Source organism: Shewanella sp. SM101 (assembly GCF_025654465.1).
GTDB lineage: Bacteria > Pseudomonadota > Gammaproteobacteria > Enterobacterales > Shewanellaceae > Shewanella > Shewanella oncorhynchi.
In genome coordinates, this window is sequence record NZ_JAKKRH010000027.1 from 25,473 (window position 1) to 44,803 (window position 19,331).

General features: G+C 46.9%; 19 protein-coding genes. 6 read left to right on the forward strand and 13 right to left on the reverse strand.

The window, feature by feature from the left end; all coding sequences use genetic code 11:
• Positions 1-42: 42 nt before the first annotated feature.
• Positions 43-1,269 (reverse strand): nucleoside recognition domain-containing protein, encoded by a 1,227-nt coding sequence (locus tag L5M38_RS15235; RefSeq protein WP_263168969.1) that lies wholly within the window; start codon positions 1,267-1,269, stop codon positions 43-45.
• A 223-nt stretch (positions 1,270-1,492) separates the two neighbouring features.
• On the opposite strand from L5M38_RS15235, the gene rsmF reads away from it, so the two are divergent.
• A complete protein-coding gene (rsmF, locus tag L5M38_RS15240) occupies positions 1,493-2,938 on the forward strand; it encodes a 16S rRNA (cytosine(1407)-C(5))-methyltransferase RsmF (RefSeq protein WP_263179579.1) in 1,446 nt (481 codons plus the stop codon).
• A 241-nt stretch (positions 2,939-3,179) separates the two neighbouring features.
• Here rsmF and L5M38_RS15245 read toward each other — a convergent pair whose 3' ends face one another.
• From L5M38_RS15245 to apbC, 9 genes are all read right to left on the reverse strand, one after another.
• Positions 3,180-3,968 (reverse strand): TatD family hydrolase, encoded by a 789-nt coding sequence (locus L5M38_RS15245; protein ID WP_131523337.1) that lies wholly within the window; start codon positions 3,966-3,968, stop codon positions 3,180-3,182.
• A 133-nt stretch (positions 3,969-4,101) separates the two neighbouring features.
• Positions 4,102-4,428, reverse strand: coding sequence for a PilZ domain-containing protein (locus tag L5M38_RS15250; RefSeq protein WP_028759752.1), 327 nt, complete (start codon positions 4,426-4,428; stop codon positions 4,102-4,104).
• A gap of 6 nt (positions 4,429-4,434) precedes the next feature.
• Positions 4,435-5,391, reverse strand: a complete 957-nt coding sequence (holB, locus tag L5M38_RS15255; RefSeq protein ID WP_173244537.1) for a DNA polymerase III subunit delta' — start codon at positions 5,389-5,391, stop codon at positions 4,435-4,437.
• Entirely contained in the window at positions 5,385-6,011 is a 627-nt protein-coding gene (gene tmk / locus L5M38_RS15260; RefSeq protein WP_028759750.1) for a dTMP kinase, read from the reverse strand. Before tmk ends, holB begins: the two co-directional genes overlap by 7 nt.
• Positions 6,012-6,033: 22 nt before the next feature.
• Complete coding sequence (mltG, locus tag L5M38_RS15265) at positions 6,034-7,071, reverse strand: endolytic transglycosylase MltG (protein ID WP_173244534.1); 1,038 nt, start codon at positions 7,069-7,071, stop codon at positions 6,034-6,036.
• Positions 7,068-7,877, reverse strand: coding sequence for an aminodeoxychorismate lyase (gene pabC, locus L5M38_RS15270; protein WP_173244531.1), 810 nt, complete (start codon positions 7,875-7,877; stop codon positions 7,068-7,070). Before pabC ends, mltG begins: the two co-directional genes overlap by 4 nt.
• A gap of 5 nt (positions 7,878-7,882) precedes the next feature.
• Positions 7,883-8,464, reverse strand: coding sequence for a dCTP deaminase (gene dcd / locus L5M38_RS15275; RefSeq protein WP_028759747.1), 582 nt, complete (start codon positions 8,462-8,464; stop codon positions 7,883-7,885).
• Between the two features lie 31 nt (positions 8,465-8,495).
• Complete coding sequence (gene udk, locus L5M38_RS15280) at positions 8,496-9,134, reverse strand: uridine kinase (RefSeq protein ID WP_028759746.1); 639 nt, start codon at positions 9,132-9,134, stop codon at positions 8,496-8,498.
• Positions 9,135-9,145: 11 nt separating this feature from the next.
• Entirely contained in the window at positions 9,146-10,261 is a 1,116-nt protein-coding gene (apbC, locus tag L5M38_RS15285) for an iron-sulfur cluster carrier protein ApbC (RefSeq protein ID WP_263179580.1), read from the reverse strand.
• A gap of 160 nt (positions 10,262-10,421) precedes the next feature.
• Between apbC and metG the strand changes: the two genes are divergently transcribed.
• On the forward strand, positions 10,422-12,491 hold the full coding sequence (gene metG, locus L5M38_RS15290; RefSeq protein WP_263168961.1) for a methionine--tRNA ligase: 2,070 nt from the start codon (positions 10,422-10,424) through the stop codon (positions 12,489-12,491).
• Positions 12,492-12,762: 271 nt separating this feature from the next.
• The gene (locus L5M38_RS15295) at positions 12,763-13,719 is read left to right on the forward strand and encodes an AEC family transporter (protein WP_263179581.1); all 957 of its coding nucleotides are present in this window, start codon (positions 12,763-12,765) and stop codon (positions 13,717-13,719) included.
• A gap of 156 nt (positions 13,720-13,875) precedes the next feature.
• Here the strand turns inward: L5M38_RS15295 and L5M38_RS15300 are convergent, their stop codons facing one another.
• Entirely contained in the window at positions 13,876-14,628 is a 753-nt protein-coding gene (locus L5M38_RS15300; protein WP_263168957.1) for a Nif3-like dinuclear metal center hexameric protein, read from the reverse strand.
• A 70-nt stretch (positions 14,629-14,698) separates the two neighbouring features.
• A complete protein-coding gene (locus L5M38_RS15305) occupies positions 14,699-15,169 on the reverse strand; it encodes a glycine zipper 2TM domain-containing protein (RefSeq protein ID WP_028759742.1) in 471 nt (156 codons plus the stop codon).
• 54 nt (positions 15,170-15,223) lie between these two features.
• Between L5M38_RS15305 and aat the strand changes: the two genes are divergently transcribed.
• The 3 genes from aat to infA all read left to right on the forward strand — a co-directional run bounded on the left by aat (position 15,224) and on the right by infA (position 16,935).
• Positions 15,224-15,937, forward strand: coding sequence for a leucyl/phenylalanyl-tRNA--protein transferase (aat, locus tag L5M38_RS15310; protein ID WP_113940541.1), 714 nt, complete (start codon positions 15,224-15,226; stop codon positions 15,935-15,937).
• Positions 15,924-16,634: an arginyltransferase gene (locus tag L5M38_RS15315; protein ID WP_028759740.1), complete on the forward strand. Its 711-nt coding sequence runs from the start codon at positions 15,924-15,926 to the stop codon at positions 16,632-16,634. Before aat ends, L5M38_RS15315 begins: the two co-directional genes overlap by 14 nt.
• A gap of 82 nt (positions 16,635-16,716) precedes the next feature.
• Positions 16,717-16,935 carry a translation initiation factor IF-1 gene (gene infA / locus L5M38_RS15320; RefSeq protein WP_006081934.1) on the forward strand — a complete coding sequence of 73 codons (219 nt, stop codon included), beginning with the start codon at positions 16,717-16,719 and terminating at the stop codon, positions 16,933-16,935.
• A 116-nt stretch (positions 16,936-17,051) separates the two neighbouring features.
• Here infA and clpA read toward each other — a convergent pair whose 3' ends face one another.
• Positions 17,052-19,319 carry an ATP-dependent Clp protease ATP-binding subunit ClpA gene (gene clpA / locus L5M38_RS15325; protein WP_263168955.1) on the reverse strand — a complete coding sequence of 756 codons (2,268 nt, stop codon included), beginning with the start codon at positions 19,317-19,319 and terminating at the stop codon, positions 17,052-17,054.
• Positions 19,320-19,331: the final 12 nt, after the last annotated feature.

A 19,331-nucleotide genomic window follows, 5' to 3' on the forward strand; every position in this document is an offset into this window, starting at 1 on the left:
ATGTTATTGAGACATTCTAGGTAGCTCAATACTCTAGCCCCCTTATCCATAGAACCAATAACAAACGGCAATCGCGGCACTGATCCCCGCAAAATCCGCGGTTAAACCGCAAGCCAAGGCGTGGCGTCCATGGCGAATACCCACAGAACCAAAATACACAGCGAGAACATAGAAAGTGGTTTCAGTGCTACCCTGAAAAATCGCCGCTAATCGACCCGCAAAGGAATCTACTCCGTGGTGATCCATTGTCTCAAGCATCATAGCTCTGGCGCCTGAGCCACTAAAAGGTTTCATCAGTGCGGTCGGCATTGCATCGACAAAACGCGTATCAAAACCCAATATCCGCACACCAGTGGCAATCAACTGCAACAGATAATCCAAGGCGCCGGATGCACGCAGTAAACCAATCGCTAATAACATAGCAAGCAAATAAGGGATCAACTGGATAGATTGAGCAAAACCCGCCTTTGCCCCTTCAATAAACTCATCATAAACCGCCACCTTGCGAATGCCCGCAACAATCACGAAGGTAAATACCAATAACAGCAAAATACCATTGCCCATTGCCGTCGACACAGTGCCAATGGCCTCAGCACTTAAAGTCATCAGATAAAAACCACTCGCCACTAATCCTGAGAGCATCAAGGCGCCATAACCGAGCACCACTGAGTTTAATAATGAAATTCGCTGCACTAACGCCACAACCAGCAAGCCCGCCAATGTCGATGCCGAAGTAGCCAGTAAAATCGGCAAGAAAATATCCGCAGGCGCAGCGGCACCTTGCTGGGCACGATAAAGGAATACCGTCACAGGCACTAAGGTCACAGAGGAAGTATTGAGTACTAAAAATAAGATTTGCGCATTAGTCGCCACGGTTTTTAGCGGATTTAAACTCTGTAAATCATGCATCGCCTTTAAACCAAGTGGTGTGGCAGCATTATCTAACCCAAAGATATTCGCTGTTAAATTCATCGTGATACTGCCAAAGGCCGGATGCCCCTTGGGCACTTCAGGCATCAAACGGCGCAGTAATGGCTCAAACACAAAGGCAATAGCGCCGACAACGCCAGCCTTTTCTCCAACCTGCATCAATCCCATCCACAGAGAAAGCACGCCAATCAGCCCAAGGGAAATTTCAGCAGCAAGCTTAGCACTCGCAAATAATGCGGCGACCGAAGCCGATAGGACTTCTATGTGCCCATTGAACAGTTGCACCGCTATTGCAAGCAATGCTGTGATAAAAAAAGCCAACCACACGCGATTCAGCACGCTAATCCCCTTATTTTTATTTGTTTTTATTCTATTAGCTCATGGCTACTGAGTGCTAGCTTTATGGCGACTCATTCCAATATCGCTGAAATCGTCAAAGTATAAACATTAAATCACAATAGTAACCTTGGCGGCTCGGGAGAAAATCTCAGACCAATAAGGGATTATGATATACTCGCGCCAGTTGATACACAGTCTATTTTCCTATGGTTCAATGAAATCAATGGTCCAATTAAATCAAAATTTTATCGATACAATCACCCAAGAACTCCCCGCCCATTTATCCATGGACGAGTTTATTGCCGCCTGCGACAGGCCGCTTAGACGTTCAATTCGGGTCAATACCTTAAAAATCAGCAGTGACGACTTTAAGACCTTGATGCAACCTAAGGGCTGGACGTTCGATCCTATTCCTTGGTGTGAAGACGGATTTTGGATCAGTTACGACGAAGAAGAACAGCTCGGCAATGCCTTAGAGCACATTCAGGGTCTATTCTACATTCAAGAAGCCAGCTCTATGTTGCCGCCGACCGCACTTTTTACACCGAATGCACATTGGCAGTGCGTACTCGATCTCGCCTCTGCACCCGGTTCAAAAACCACGCAAATGGCCGCATTGATGCAAAACCAAGGCTTATTGGTAGCTAATGAGTATTCGGCGAGCCGCGTGAAAGTATTGCACGCCAATGTGCTGCGAATGGGCGCGAGCCACTGCGCCCTCACCCATTTCGATGGCCGTGTATTTGGCGAATACCTGTACGAAAGTTTTGATGCCGTGCTTATCGATGCGCCCTGTGGCGGTGAAGGCACAGTGCGTAAAGACGCCGATGCGCTAAAACACTGGAACCTAGACGATGTGCTGGCGATTAGCGAAACCCAAAAAGCCTTAATCGAATCGGCGTTTCTCGCCCTGAAACCCGGTGGCAGTTTGGTCTACTCAACCTGCACCTTAAACCGCCTCGAAAACCAAGGCGTGTGCGAGTATTTAAAGCAAGTCTACGGCGATGCGGTGCAATTTGAATCCTTAAGCGATTTATTTGATGGTGCAAATCGAGCTACAACGCCCGAAGGCTTCTTACATGTCTGGCCACAGATTTACGACAGTGAAGGTTTCTTTGTCGCTAAATTGACAAAAACCGCCTCAGTGCCGCGTTTACAGCCTGAGCCTAAACTGCAGAAAAACTTCCCCTTCACGCCCGCATCAGCGAAACAAGCCCAAGGGATCAAAGACTATTTTCAGCAGGATTTAGGCATCAGCTTACCGGACGAACTCATCATGGTTCGCGATGATGAATTCTGGCTATTTCCGCATGAATTCAACGCTTTTATTGGCCGTATGCGCTTTCAGCGCATTGGCATTAAACTCGCCGATAACAGTAAACACGGCTTTAAAGTCCGCCATGAAGCGATTATTGCATTAGCAGGAAAACAACTCAGCCCAACCGCAAAAACGGTCGATGTGAGCGATGTTGAAGCGAAAGAGTATTTGATGGGGCGAGATATTGCCCTAAACACCGCAGTGAAAGCTCAAGGTGAAGTGATCGTCTGTTATGGCGGTGCACCATTAGGCATGGCGAAACATTTAGGTAATAAGTTAAAAAACAATCTACCCAGAGACTTAGTGAAAGATAAAGTGTTACTACTACCAGAACAGACAAAATCGTTATAATTTCGCTGTTTTTTAGCGATAAATAACCTAAAAAAGGGGAAAGTGAGCGCGACTATAAGACAAAAGCTCGACTACACTGAGTCTATTGTAAAGCGCACTGCATGGCGCTTTCACCTGTAGCGCACGGCTCTTCAATGAGCCATTCCCCTAGGCCCAAACAGCTTTAATCGTTTTGGGCCTTTTTTTATGCCTGTACGCTAACAATCACGCAATCGCATAAAATGGGTCAAAGCACTTGCTGCTAACGGCCAACTAAACGCGCTGCATCTTTGAATAAATTAAAGAAGTTATTGCTGGTGTATTCAGCAAGATCTTCGTAACGCTCACCTCTAAGCTCTGCCACAAACTCAGCCACATCGCGCACATAGGCAGGCTGATTCTCTTGTCCACGGTGTGGGATCGGCGCCAAATAAGGCGAATCAGTTTCAACTAGCAGACGATCCTGAGGCACTTTGCGAATAACGGTTCGCAGATCACCCGCATTTTTAAAAGTGACTATGCCTGAAACCGAAATATAAAAGCCGAGATCAATCGCCGCTTTCGCCATCTCCCAGTTCTCGGTAAAGCAATGCAGCACGCCGCCAACGTTATCCGCGTTGCCCTGCTTAAGCATATTGATCGTATCTTCACGTGCATCACGGGTATGGACAATTAAAGGTTTATTCACTTCTACCGCAAGGGCAATCTGCTGCTCAAAACATTGCTGTTGCAACAGCTTAGTGTCGTCTGCATAAAAATAATCTAACCCCGTTTCACCAATCGCGACCACTTTAGGATCGGTGGCAAAGCGGCGGATTTGCTCAACATCGAGGCCTTCTTTAACGTCTAATGGATGCACACCCGATGACAAAAATACCTGTTCGAAGGCTGCAACTTTATCTCGCATCGATTCAAATCCCTGCTGGCGTACATTCACGCACAACATATAGTCCACGCCACGAGCTTTAGCATTAGCAAGAATCTGTTCTAAGGTTTGTTGATCAGGCGCCGCTTTGAGGCGATCGAGATGGCAGTGTGAATCAATAAGCACAAGGATTTCCAAGCAGAGTAACAAAGGACGACAAGGATACCCAGCCAAGAGATCGAGGTCAAATTCAACAGAAGTAAATAGCCAGTTTAGGCAGTGAACAAACGTTTAAACCAGATCAATAATGCAGGCTAAGCTACATAGTGCAGGTTAGATCGCCGGAGGCGAGTTCGCGGGACAGTAACTTTTCGATATGGTGTTTATGGCTATCTGGCTCAGAAATAATTTTAATGCCAATCCCCACAGGGCGGCCACCCGACGCTCCTAAGGGATTAATCCACACCACAACACCACGAAATTCATTAGTGAGGGTTGCGCCGGGTAAACGATACGCAATCGTCAGCGGTTGGCCAAGATAATGACTTTCACTGGTCGCAATAAATAATCCTGCCGGCTTAATAAAAGGCATATAGGCACGATATAACTGATGTAAAGTATCAAAATTAACGACGAGATCTACCATGGCATATTACTTATTTGTTATCTCTCTATATTCTAAGACATAACTTTGACACAGGGCCAGATAATTGACGCTCGGCATTGTGCTTAAGCTATGACACATTCCCATGATCTTAGCCGCCAAATTCCCGAGCTGCGCATGAACAAACGCATCTTGATGGCTATTTTTCAGTAAAACCTGTCGTATAAGTAGGTACAAAACCTTAAGAACATCAATTATTTGTTGTTCACTTATTATTAACAAACTAGCACACAGATGACCAGACGACAAACTTTGTGCCCAATCTTTGCGAAATTGTAGCAAGGATTGATACCGACTCTGTTGGCTACCCTCAGACTGCAAACTCTCAGCCAACTTTAACGGCCCCCCCACCACACTCAAACACCAAGTCACATCCTCTTGAATACCACATCGCTGGGCAAGCCAGTTTTTGATGACCTCTCGACTCGGAACGACAAAGGGAATGCGTTGACAACGACTGCTAACCGTCGCCATCAAACGTGCAGGCGTATCCGACTGCAAAATCAGTAAGGTGTCTTTACCTGGCTCCTCAAGGGTTTTAAGGAGTGCGTTCGCGGCTGCGGAGTTAAGACGCTCGCTGTGGTGGATAATCGCTACACGCCTGCCACTTTGCTGTGCGGTGGCTGTCAGACGCGTACACAGCTCACGAATTTGATCGACTTTAATTTGATTGCCATCGGCGGCGATATGATAAAAATCAGGATGATTGCCCGCATCATAGAGCTGACAAGACTTACAAAAACCGCACGCTCCCACAGGCGTTGGCTGCAAACACATAGCCGCGCGCGCCATAAACACACTCAGCAACTCACCACCATAGGCTGAATCAATGCCCACGAGTTGTGCGTGAGGTATTTTTTGACGCGCTAATTGCGCTAAAAATGCCTGTCTTGGCCCTTCGAGCCAAGGTAATTGCTCAGCCGTAAATCCGGACTCGGCTACCATACCATCGCCTGAAGCACGGCTAAGATATCTTTGTGCACTTCAGCCATAGTTTGGCTCGCGTCTATAACCACGATACTGTCATCTTCGCTGGCAAGTTTGAGATATGTAGCGCGTGCTCGCTCAAAGAAATCAATCGCTTGTTGCTCAATTCTATCAAGCTCACCACGTTTAGCTGCACGGGTAAGCCCAAGCTTAGGATCTAAATCTAAGTACAAAGTAAGATCGGGTTTAAATCCCTTTAGTGTTGCAGTGCTCACCGCTTCCACTAACGGCATTAAACCTCTGCCACCACCTTGATAAGCTAATGACGATAGATTATGTCTATCACCCAATACCCATTGCCCTTGCGCAAGCGCGGGCTTTATGACATTAGCAACCAACTGAGCTCTGGCAGCATAAATGAGTAAACACTCGGCCTCATCACACAGGGGATCGTTCGCATCGGCAATCTTAACTAAATCACGGATACGTTCAGCCAATGGTGTACCGCCCGGTTCGCGGGTGCAAATCGGTGCTTTACCCGTATGTTTTTCAATAAAGTCGCGAATAAGGTTAATCGCACTCGACTTACCTGCGCCTTCTAAACCTTCAATAACGATAAATTTTGCAAAAACTGACATTGGATTTTCTTTCTCTGCATTTTTACTTTGGGGATTTTTCTGGCGTCGCTGGTTTTATCTTACGCTGATAGACGTCTACGGCGTGATTGTGTTCTTCAAGCGTGGTTGAAAACACATGGGTGCCATCGTTGCGCGATACAAAATAAAGGTAACTCACACTGGCGGGCTTAGACACGGCCATCAATGAGGCTTTACTCGGTGCAGCTATCGGCGTCGGCGGCAATCCAAAGATGCGATAAGTATTAAAAGGCGTCTCTTCGACTAAATCTTTGCGGGTGATATTACCCTTATAGCGATCACCCATGCCGTAAATAACGGTCGGATCGGTTTGCAGACGCATACCTAGGTTAAGACGATTAACAAATACACCGGCGATTTGCTCACGCTCATGGGCTTGGCCGGTTTCCTTTTCAACTATCGATGCCAAAATCAGCATTTCATAGGGCGATTTTAACGGCAAATTTGGCGCCCGTTCTGCCCACGCTTTGGCAAGCTCCTGCTCCATCATTTTATAGCTTTGAGTCAGCATGACTTTAGCATCCGCCTCGGCGGTATAATGATAAGTGTCGGGGAAGAATTTTCCTTCAGGCAAACCAGAATCATCGCCTTGTGCCATCAATACCGCTGCAAAAGCTTCTGGTGACATTTGTAAATGCGGAGCACTGGTAAGCTGTTGTTCCCATTCCACAATAGTTTTACCTTCAACTAAGGTCAAACTGAAGGTTTTTACTTTCCCAGCGATCAAATCATTGAGTAAATCAGTAATCGTTTGTGAAGGTGATATTTCATAAAGTCCCGTGCGAATTTTGGCAAGCTCAGGACGAAACTTAAGTAGCCACTTGAGTTTCCACGTATCTTGAATAACGCCGTCATCGGCAAGTTGCTGCGCCAGTTGATTTACACTGGTGCCGCGTTCAACCTTCAACTCTTTAGGCTCGCTGAGACTCAGCGGCGTTTGACTGTATTCGACAACCGTTTGATAGCCCCAAAAGGCACCCAAACAGACTAAGGTTAGCAAGGTCAACAGGGTTGAACTGGCGATAATAATGATTTTTTTCATAGAGTGAGTGAAAGTGTCTGTCTAAGTTGCGCGGTAATCGGAGCACGGGTGAACTTGAGCGAGTCTATCGCCAGTACATCCACAATCCCTAAAACGCTGTTAGTGATAAACGCTGAGTCAAATTCGATTAAACGCTCGGCGCCAACGGGCAAACATTCGATATTCATGTTCTGTTCAAGCAAGGCCAACATTATCTGTTCGCGCATCACACCCGCCACGCCACACAGGGCTAATGAAGGCGTGATAATGCGATTATCTTTGATAAAAAACACATTCGCCATCGAAGATTCAATCACATTCTCCTCGATATCTTTGACTAACCAGTCATCAAATCCCTGCGGTAAAGAGTGTGATTTAATCAAAACTTGTTCGAGTCGATTTAAATGCTTCATCCCTGCCAACAGAGGCTGCAAACCCAATCGTACCGACGAAGTTTTAAGGCTAATACCCTGTTGCTGCCACTGAGCATAATGACCGGGGATAGTATGAACTGAGACGATTTCGGTAGGATTAACATTTTCTGGCGGTGTATAGCCACGACCACCAACACCACGGGAAACGATTAACTTAATGCAATGATGCGGATATTCAATGGCTAAGATATTCAGTTGCTGTTGCAATGCTTCACTCATTTGCCATTGAAATCCAAGCCTTGCGGCGCTTGCGGTTAAACGGGCTTGATGGGCTTCAAAAAAAATAATCCCCTCAGCGTCCGTTCGCATCGTTGCAAACAGACCATCACCGTAGGCAAGCCCTCGATCGGAAGGGTCGACACTTGCCTGCGATGCGCCATTCACCCAGAACACGCGTGTTAGTCCTGACTGATACGGCTAGCCACCGCTTCTTGCTGATCTTTGTACTTGGCACTTTTACGGGTGTTATAAGGACGTGCAACCGCATGATTTAAGCGTTCAAAGTTAAGCGCACCTATAGTCATGCGTGGGCGCAAGGCTAAAGGTAACTTGCCGCTGTTATAAAACTCGAGCACAATTTTACCTTGCCAACCCGGATCGATACGGTGCGCCGTTACGTGTACCATCAGGCCTAAACGCGCTAGAGACGAACGGCCATCAAGCCAACCGACGATATCAGCAGGTAAAGTTACGCTCTCGTAAGTCACAGCCAAAGCCAATTCTCCAGGATGCAAGAAAAATGCTTCGCCATCGGGGATTTCGATAATCTCACTCATCACCCGATCAAGCGCCGCTTGCATCTCAGCACTTGGACCACTCAAGTCGATAAAAGGCGCGGTATGATCTTTAAAGACGCGAAACTGTCCACCTAAGCGCACATCAACACTGACGCCTGAAATAGCTTCTATGCCTGGGCGAGGTTCTATTACGATAGTGCCGTTATCAAGGGCCTGTTCAATTTCGATATCGGTTAAGCGCATCTTGCCTATTACTCCTTGAGTTTTTATGTCGTTATTTTGCCAGTAAATGTTGGATACGAGTCTTTAAAATATCAGTCGCAATACGATTTTTGCCGCCACGGGGAACGATAATATCAGCGTATTGTTTCGAGGGTTCGATAAACTGTAAGAACATAGGACGCACGGTTTTCTTGTACTGTGAAATCACAGATTCCATCGTACGGCCGCGCTCGGCCACATCACGAGTTAAGCGACGTAGGAAACAAATGTCCAGCGGCGTGTCCATAAACACACTCGCGTCCATCAGGGCACGTAGCTTAGGATCGGTCAGCAATAAGATACCTTCTAAAATGATCACTTTTTTCGGTGTCATCTTTAAGGTTTCTGCAGTGCGTGTATGTTCTGTATAGCTATAACAAGGGATATCAACAGCTTCGCCAGACTTGAGCAACTGTAAATGCGTGCACAGCAGTTGATGGTCCAGCGCTTTTGGATGATCGTAATTCGTTAATACCCGTTCATCCATGGATAAATGACTCTGATCGCGATAGTACGCGTCTTCATTAATTACCCCAATTTGATCTGTGCCTAAATCGCGGCGCAATTCGTCAAAAATCGTTTTGGCAATTAAACTTTTGCCCGATGCTGACGCGCCAGCAATTGCAATAATGACACACTGCTGAGAATTCATACCCTTAAACCTTACTCGTCATCTGAAACACTAATAGAAACTGTTTTCTGGCTTTGCTTTAAAGCCAATTCTGCGCCCACTTTACGGGCAATTTCCCGATAAAGAGCTGCGACTTCACTGTCAGGTTCGGCAACGACGGTCGGCGCACCATTATCCATGGCTTCACGGATATTAATGTGCAGCGGCAAAGCGCCTAACAGTGGAACTTGATAGCGTTCAGCGATTTTACTGCCGCCGTGAGTTCCAAATGGATGTTCTTTATGACCACACTCAGGACATAAATGGAAACTCATGTTCTCGACAATACCCAGCACAGGAATGTTCACTTTCTGGAACATATTGATGCCCTTCTTGGCATCGGCCAGCGCGATATCCTGCGGTGTCGTCACGATAACGGCGCCGCTCACAGGAACTTTTTGCGATAACGTGAGCTGAATATCCCCTGTGCCAGGTGGCATATCAACGACTAAATAATCCAGTTCTGGCCATTGGGTTTCATTCAGTAACTGGGCTAACGCGCCCGCGGCCATTGGGCCACGCCACACGGCAGCTTCATCACCACTGAGCATAAAACCAATCGACTGCGCGGCAATACCATGGGCACTGGCGGCTGTCATATGTTTACCATCTGGGGAAAGCGGTCTGAAATTAGGAATACCTAACATCATAGGCACTGACGGGCCGTAAATATCCGCATCGAGAATACCCACCAGCGCACCTTCGGCCGCTAATGCCAAAGCTAAGTTCACCGCTGTGGTTGACTTACCCACGCCGCCCTTACCTGAGGCTACGGCAATCACTTGCTTCACATTGGCAATCGGCGCAATAGAAGATAACGCTGAATAAGCTTTAGGTTGAAAATCGATTTCACACTCGACTTCATCAATAGCATCGAGCACCGCTAACTTATTCGTCAGCGCCATGACAGTGTCGCGATACTGAGTCATACAAGGGTATGGATAGACTAAGCCAAGCTGCAAACGCTTACCTTCCAATGCCAGCTTATTTACGCATCCTGCGCTCACTAACCCTTTCGCGAGATACGGGTCAACAAATGAATCGAGAATAGCCAGAACTGGCCCGAGAAGATCGTCATTCAGACGATAATCAGTTTGAGTTGAAGACAAAAGAATTACCCCCACCAATAAATTTGCCCAAGTGTACCAGATAATGCAGAAAACATTAGCGCAGATTTAGCTCAATTGGCTCAGGTTTTGATGAAAATCATCCTGTAATCGGTTAGTATCTCTACCAATATTTTTGGCCCACCACGATATTTGAGACAAGATGGCAACTTCACAACGTAAAATTCTCGTGACCAGCGCACTTCCCTATGCAAACGGACCGATACATTTAGGTCACATGCTGGAATACATACAGACAGATATCTGGTCGCGTTATCAAAAGCTTCGTGGACATGAGTGCCACTATATTTGTGCCGATGACGCCCATGGCACGCCAATCATGCTTAAAGCACAGCAATTAGGCATAGCGCCAGAAGACATGATTGCCCAAGTGAACAAAGAACATCAGCAGGATTTTGCCGATTTCAATATCGCCTTCGATAACTATCACAGCACCCACAGCGATGAAAACCGCGTACTGGCGAGTGATATTTATCTCAAGCTACGTGCGAATGGCTATATCAAGAGCAAGAGTATTTCTCAGCTGTTCGATCCTGAGAAATCCATGTTCTTGCCAGACCGCTTCGTAAAAGGCACTTGTCCTAAGTGTAAGTCACCGGATCAATACGGCGATAACTGTGATGCCTGCGGCGCGACTTACAGCCCAACTGAGCTCATCAATCCAAAATCAGCGGTATCGGGTGCGACACCAGTGATGAAAGACACTGAGCACTTTTTCTTCGACCTGCCCGCCTTCGAAGGCATGCTAAAAGAGTGGACTCGCTCTGGTGCCCTGCAAGTCGAGATGGCCAATAAACTCGACGAATGGTTCGATCAAGGTCTGCAGCAATGGGATATCACCCGTGATGCGCCGTATTTTGGTTTCGAAATTCCCGATGCGCCAGGCAAGTATTTCTACGTTTGGCTAGATGCGCCTATCGGTTATATGGGTTCGTTCAAAAACCTCTGTGACAAACGCCCTGAGCTGAGCTTTGAGGAATTCTGGGGCAAAGATTCAACCGCCGAGGTTTATCACTTCATCGGTAAAGACATAGTCTACTTCCACAGTCTGTTTTGGCCAGCCATGTTACACGGCTCAGGTTACCGCCAGCCAAACAGCGTCTATGCCCACGGCTATGTGACGGTCAACGGCGCTAAGATGTCAAAATCCAAAGGCACTTTCATCAAGGCGCGAACTTATTTAGATCATTTAGATCCTGAATATTTACGTTACTACTACGCCGCCAAACTCAGCAGCCGTATCGACGATTTAGATTTAAATCTCGAAGATTTCGCCCAGCGCGTGAATTCAGACTTAGTCGGTAAGCTAGTGAACTTAGCCTCGCGCACTGCAGGTTTTATCACTAAACGTTTCGATGGCAAGCTAGCGAAAATTAACGACACCACACTGACTGAGGCGTTTCTAGCCAAGCAAGAGGTGATTGCCGAATTTTACGAGTCGCGCGAATACGGCAAAGCAATGCGCGAAATCATGGCACTGGCGGATATTGCTAACGGTTTTGTAGCCGATGCAGCACCTTGGCAAATGGTGAAACACGATGATCAACAGGAAGCGGCCCATCAAGTGTGTTCAAATGCCTTGAATCTGTTCCGTATTCTCGTGACGTATCTAAAACCTGTATTGCCACGTTTAGCCCAAGATGTGGAAGCCTTCTTCCAACTACCGCTCACTTGGAATGCATTGAACCAAGATTTAGCGGGTCATGAAATAGCTCCATTCAAAGCCATGATGCAACGTGTTGAGCTCGATAAAGTCAATGCTATGGTTGCCGACTCCAAGGATAACCTGCAAGTCACGGCCGATGCACCAAAGACGGCTGCGCCTGAAAAAACGGTTGAATCATCTAATGTCAGCAGTGAGCCTCTGGTTAACGATCCTATCAGTGAAACCATCAACTTTGATGATTTTGCGAAAATCGACCTGCGTATCGCTCGTATCGTGAAAGCCGAGCATGTTGCTGACGCAGACAAGTTACTGAAGTTGCAGCTCGACATCGGCGGCGAAACACGCCAAGTGTTTGCAGGGATCAAATCGGCCTATTCGCCAGAAGACCTTGAAGGCAAACTAACTGTGATGGTGGCTAACTTAGCACCACGTAAGATGCGTTTTGGCATGTCAGAAGGCATGGTTTTGGCCGCTGGCCCTGGTGGCAGCGATCTGTGGATTTTAGAACCCCATGAAGGCGCACAGCCTGGCATGCGGGTTAAGTAATCTGCGCTAGATAACGCTCGAAAAATCAATAAGGCCGCATTTTATGTGGCCTTATTTGTTGGTATCGATTGTTTGAGCCGATTCGTGGTCGCAAGTGTCACGCAGTCTTTTAAAAGACTGAGTTTAAGCCATTTAATTTTAACTGAGTGGTTTAAGAGACCGAGTTAAAACTCGTATTTCTATCGACAAGATATTCACGGCAATGTGACATTCATATCAGTGACAAGTCTAAAATCGACGCAGTGCTAAATGAATAACTCGAGGAGTCGTTATGGGAAATATCGTTGAGCAGTTGCTGTTTTCTGCCTCGATTACGGGTCCAATCTGTTTGATGTTAGCGCTCGGTGTGATCCTAAAACGCACCCAAATCATCAATGAAAACTTTATTGATGTTGCATCAAGCTTAGTCTTTAACGTGACGCTGCCAGCCTTGCTGTTCCTTAGCATCATTACTTCCAATCATGATCTCGCCTCCAGTGCGCCCTTAATTGGCTATGGTTTAGCGGCCAATTTCCTGTTTTTTATACTCTCCACCTATGCAACTGGGCGGCTATTTCCCAAGCACAAAGACCAAGGTGTGATCATTCAAGGGGGTTTTCGGGCCAATACCGCCATTATCGGCTTAGCTTATGTTTCCAACGCCTATGGGAGTTCTGGTGTTGCCTTAGCCGCGGTCTATGTTGCCTCGATGACGCTGCTGTATAACATTCAAGCGGTTATTTGCCTAAGCCCTAAAGGCGAAGAATCCAGCCAACGTGCATTTGGCGTGATCATCAAGACCATCACCAAAAACCCGTTGATCATTGCCATTATGGTTGGCATCTTGTTCTATTTGCTTGCTATTCCAGTACCGAAAATGGTGCTCGATGCGGGACAATACTTTGCCAATATGACCCTGCCATTAGCGCTACTGTGCACCGGCGGCTCGCTCGATATTGGTTCACTCAAACATGAAAAGCATACAACTTGGTTCTCGACCGCATTGAAACTGATCTTTGCCCCGCTTTTTATCACTATTGGGGCCTTGCTGTTGGGTTATCGAGGGATTGAGTTAGCAATGGTCTTTTTAATGAGTTCTGCACCCACCGCAGCCGCAAGCTATGTGATGGCGCGCGCCATGGGTGGCAATGCGCCCCTTGCGGCCAATATTATTGCGCTAACCACAGTCTGCTCGCTGATCACGTGCACCTTAGGCATCTTTGTATTGTCCACTTTTGGGCTGATCTAGCAGCTAAAGGCTAAGAGCTGATTGCACAAACGCTAGAGAAACGGATTTGAGTGACTATAAGTAATAATAAACCACAATAAAAAAGGCGAGCCATGCTCGCCTTTCGTTTAGGAATAAAACAGTTAGATGGTCATCATAAGCCGCTTTATGAATGGATTAGACCGGATTGGTGATATCCACAAAATGGTGCACGAGATCAAACTCGCGGGCGAGGTGACGGCCTAAGGCTTGAATGCCAAAACGTTCTGTCGCATGGTGCCCCGCCGCAAAATAATGTATGCCCTGCTCTACCGCACTATGGAACGTTCGCTCGGACACTTCACCACTGATAAACGCATCCACACCTAAACTCGCCGCAACATCGATATAATCCTGTGCGCCACCAGTACACCAAGCTACATGTTGGATCTTAGCATCGCGATCACCAATGTGCAGTGGGGCTCTGCCTAACGCATTCTCAAGGGTGTGAGAAAATTCGCTAGCACTGACTGCAAGATCAAGTTTTCCACGCCACAGTAGCCCCTGAGCCACCTCTTCGATGGCTTCTGCGTCGACGATCCCAAGCTGTCTCCCCAAAGTCGCGTTATTACCGAGCATTGGGTGGGCATCTAAGGGTAAATGATACCCAAACAAGCTAATATCATGCTTGAGCAGCGCCTTAATTCGGCGTTGTTTCATGCCTGTGATCACTTCAGGTTCATTCTTCCAAAAAAAGCCGTGATGAACCAATATCGCATCGGCGTTTAATCGAATCGCTTCATCGATCAAGGCCTGACACGCTGTCACGCCCGTGACTAAGGTGTGGATCTCATCCTTGCCTTCTACCTGCAGCCCATTGGGTGCATAATCCTTAAAGGCCGACACATGTAAAAAATCGGCTAAATATTGGCTTAGTTCTGTCCGTGTCATTGCATTACCGTCCGTTACTCAAGATGACCATTTACTGAAGATGAGCACTTATTCAAGATGAGACAATCGCTTACATCGCGATATCAACACGCACGCCACCTTGCAGGTACACCACTCGAACTCTGTCACCCGCGTTAAACGTCATGCCAGCATCGTAATCTTGGATCACCATGACCTGAGTACCATCTTCTTGATTGATCATCAGTTCCACCAGCTTAAACGATTGCACGCTAGTACCACTGCCATAACGGTTACCGATACCCCCACCAATCAAGGCACCTAAAATCGTCGCAACATCTCGACCCGACCCGCCACCAAACTGATTACCAATCACCCCACCCGCTAAGGCGCCACCGAAGGTTTTCCAACCTTGATTACGGTCTTCAATTAACTGGGTTTCGGTGATATTACGTACCGAAGTGATATCGCCATAGAGTACTTTCTCAACTGGCACGGCTTGATTGCGATCATAGCCAGCATTAGCAGGGCTGATGATAAAAGCAAAAATAAACATAAAGCTTGCTAGAGTAGGTTTCCACATATCTGAATTTCCGCTAACTTAATAATAAGGTCTATAACTAAATCATACTCAATTGTGAAGTCACTGTCTTTCCTGAATCACGAATTTGACGCTTTTCCTTCGCCCGAGCACGCCTTAACCGATCCTAATGGTTTATTGGCTATCGGCGGCGACTTACGTCCTGAACGTTTACTCTCTGCTTACTACAACGGTATTTTTCCTTGGTTTAATTCTGACGATCCCATCCTATGGTGGTCACCGGATCCCCGCGCCGTGTTTATTCCAGGTGAAATTCACATCAGCACCAGCCTGCGTAAATACTTAAAAAAACAACCTTGGCGGATCACAATCAATCACGCTTTCACCGATGTGATGGCGGGATGTGCGCAGCCAAGAGAAAAACAGAGCGGCACTTGGATCACCCAAGAAATTCAAATGGCCTATCGCGAATTGCATCACACAGGTCATGCCCACTCCATTGAAGTGTGGGAAGGTGAACGTTTAATCGGTGGGCTTTACGGCTTAGCAATCGGCCAAGTATTTTGCGGCGAATCCATGTTTCACCGTAAAACCAATGCATCCAAGGCCGCCGTTGCCGCACTGCAACAACATTTACTCAAGATGGGATTCAAACTCATCGACGCACAAGTGATGAATCCCCACCTAGAAAGTTTGGGAGCTAAAGCTATTAAACGCATTGATTTTATAACGTTACTGAGCGAACTGAGAAACAATCCCGTGGACCCAAATACTTGGGCCACTAAAGAGGTCATCCTTGAACTCGAGTAAAGCATCGATCGCTATCGGTATCAGTCAAATATTTCCCTGCAGCTACCTTGATGGCCAGCAGGAGCAGCTACTCGTCATCCAAGAAGATACGCTCGATCCTATTTTATTTGAGCGTTTGCTCGCGGTAGGTTTTCGCCGCAGTGGTAGCTCTATCTACAAACCACGCTGCCCTAGATGCAGTGCATGCCAACCAATCCGTGTACCAACCCATGAATTTGTCCCATCGAAACGCCAAAAACGCACTTTAGCAAAAAACCAAGATCTGACTTGGCGAATTACATCGGAGCAAACCGCCGAGCAATATACGCTATATGAACATTATATTCGTGGGCGACATTTTGACGGCCCCATGTTTCCCCCGAGTGAAGATCAATATAATCACTTTCTTTTTTGCCATTGGTTACCGCCAACGTTTATCGAAGTCTATGATGGAAATAAATTATTGGCAGTTGCGGTCACTGATAGTTTGCCCAATAGTCTTTCGGCAATTTACAGCTATTTTGACCCCGACGAAGAACATCGCTCCCTCGGCGCACTGTTAATTTTAATTCAGTGTCGACTGGCGAAACTCATGAATAAAGAATTTGTTTATCTCGGATATCAAATAGATGAAAACCGTAAGATGTCTTACAAGCGTTTGTATCGCCCTTATCAAATTCTGACACCGACGGGCTGGGAGTATTCCCAAGTTTGCTAAGTACTTCCCCTTTACAGCGGGGGGAATTTGGGGCATGATACGCCCGTTTTTTATATTCGAAGGCTAATGGGATAATTAATTAATGGCGAAAGAAGACAACATTGAAATGCAAGGCACTATCCTTGAAACCTTGCCAAACACAATGTTTCGTGTAGAGCTTGAAAATGGTCATGTGGTGATAGCCCACATTTCAGGCAAAATGCGCAAAAACTACATCCGGATCCTTACTGGCGATAAAGTTACCGTCCAGCTGACTCCTTATGATCTGACCAAAGGTCGCATTGTCTTCCGCGCACGCTGATATAGCCTCTTAGATTTAAAAACCCGGCAAGGCCGGGTTTTTTTGTTTGCGAAAGATGAAAAAAATGGCTGCAATTGCAGCCATTTTTATGTCTAAAACTAATGGATAATCAAGCGTTAAGCTTTTGTTGTCGCTTTTTCGTGACGTTCGGTACGAATGACAATCTCGCCCTCCTTCACATCCACATGCGCCACACCGCCTGACTCTAAGACACCAAATAAGATCTCGTCTGCCAATGGACGTTTGATCAATTCGGTCACGACCCGAGCCATTGGACGCGCGCCCATGTTCTTGTCGTAACCTTTCTCGGCCAACAAGGTTCTGGCTTCGTCGCTGACATCCAAAGTAACGTGTTTTGCATCCAATTGAGCCTGCAATTCCACCAAGAATTTATCGACCACTTTGGCGATAATCGTCATGTCCAAATGATTGAACCAAATGATGGAATCGAGACGATTTCGAAATTCTGGCGAAAATACTCGATTAATTTCAGATAATGCATCTTGGGTGTGATCTTGCTGGGTAAAGCCAATCGACTTACGAATAGTCTCCTGTACACCCGCGTTAGTAGTCATCACCAAAGTCACATGTCTGAAGTCAGCCTTACGACCATTATTATCGGTCAAAGTACCGTGATCCATCACCTGCAACAGCAGGTTATAGACATCACGGTGGGCCTTCTCAATTTCATCCAATAGCACGACACAGTGCGGATTTTTAATCACAGCATCCGTGAGCAAGCCACCTTGGTCATAACCCACATAACCAGGAGGTGCACCAATCAGGCGTGACACTGTATGGCTTTCCATGTACTCAGACATGTCAAAGCGCACCAGTTTCATCCCCAAGCAGTTGGCCAGTTGGTTAGTGACTTCGGTTTTACCCACACCGGTGGGACCGGCGAATAAGAAGCTCCCCACAGGTTTTCGGTCAGCACCTAAGCCACTGCGCGATAAGCGAATGGCCGAACTCAGACTCTCAATGGCCTTATCTTGGCCAAAGACCACCATCATAAGGTTGCGCTCAAGGTTACGCAGTAAGTCCTTATCAGTAGCGGATACCGACTTCTCGGGGATACGTGCCATTTTCGCCACAATCGACTCAATCTCGGCTTGGCCTATGGTCTTTTTACGTTTACTCATAGGCAGCATCACCATACGCGCACCCGCTTCATCAATCACATCGATGGCTTTATCGGGTAAATGCCTGTCGTTGATGTGCTTGGCCGACAATACTGCAGCGCAGCTGATCGCGGCCTGAGTATAACGAACCCCATGATATTCTTCGTATTTAGACTTAAGCCCCATCAAAATCTTAGTGGTTTCTTCCACTGAAGGCTCATTGATATCCACCTTTTGGAAACGACGTGCAAGTGCGCGGTCTTTCTCAAAAATACTTTGATATTCTTGGAAAGTTGTCGAGCCCATGCAGCGCAAGTTACCGCTAGATAGTAAAGGTTTCAGCAGATTAGAGGCATCCATTACGCCGCCAGAGGCCGCGCCCGCACCGATAATGGTATGGATCTCATCGATGAATAGGATGGCATGCTTATCAGCCGCCAGTTCTTTTAACAGGTTCTTAAAGCGCTTTTCAAAGTCGCCGCGATACTTAGTTCCCGCCAGCAGTGAACCTAAATCTAAGGAATACACTGTCGCTTCAAGCATTACATCGGGCACTTGTTTATTGACGATGCGATACGCCAATCCTTCAGCAATCGCCGTTTTACCTACACCCGCCTCACCCACTAACAGTGGATTATTTTTACGGCGACGGCACAGGGTTTGAATCGCGCGCTCAATTTCTTGGTCGCGACCAATCAGTGGGTCAATGATCCCTTGCTTTGCAAGTTGGTTTAAGTTGGACGCAAATTGCGACAACATGCTGCGCTCTTCGCTACCTTCGCTCTGATCTTCGACACGTTCTTGATCTTGATGTGACTCAGCATCATCATTTTTGGCGAAACCATGGGAAATAAAATTCACTACGTCTAAGCGACTAATGTCACAGCGTCGCAGTAAATACACGGCTTGGGATTCTTGCTCACTGAAAATGGCAACTAACACGTTAGCGCCGTTCACTTCATTGCGACCCGATGACTGCACATGGAATACTGCCCGTTGCAGCACTCGCTGGAACCCAAGCGTCGGCTGAGTTTCTTTGTCATCATCAATATCGGCAATGATTGGGGTTGTTTGTTGGATAAAGCTTGCCACTTCATCTCTGAGTTTATCTAGATTCGCTCCACAGGCGATTAACGCTTCTTGAGCCGCAGGATTGTCGATCAGAGCTAATAACAGATGTTCCACTGTCATATACTCGTGACGCGCGTCTCTGGCTTGCTGAAACGCCAGATTTAAGGTGACTTCCAGATCTTTGTTCAGCATAAGCACCCCCAA